At 56.6% G+C, this 362-nt stretch carries 1 pseudogene; it reads left to right on the top strand.

What is annotated here, in order from left to right:
* A pseudogene (locus tag B3Q33_RS10010) lies at positions 1-362 on the top strand (hypothetical protein); the annotation flags it as partial.

Raw genomic sequence — 362 nt, 5'->3', positions numbered from 1 at the left:
AAGAAAACTTTGCTTGTGTCAGGTATTGCCCTGGCTGTTTCTGCACCGGCCATGGCGGAGCAGCAGACTTCCATGGTTCGCGATAACGGCTTTTCCTACACCTATGGGCAGTTGGCCTATGACCGGTGGGATCTGGACAACGATGTGGACGTGGATGCCCTGACCGCAGAGGGTTCCTTTGCTCTGGATGAGCATATTTTTCTGCGTGGTAGCCTGGGGTTCTTTGATGGTGATTACGATCGCGGTCCGTTCCGTGATGGCGATGTGGATGGTACTCGGCTCTCCGCGGGTGCCGGCTTTCACACGCCGTTGCAGCGAGGCCTGGACTTCGTGACATCCGCCGACATCATCTACGATGACCG

It is taken from the genome of Alcanivorax sp. UBA3183, assembly GCF_002364155.1.
Lineage (GTDB): Bacteria > Pseudomonadota > Gammaproteobacteria > Pseudomonadales > Alcanivoracaceae > Alcanivorax > Alcanivorax jadensis.
The sequence above is the reverse complement of the archived record's forward strand: the minus strand, read 5'-3'. Positions and strand labels throughout refer to the sequence as shown.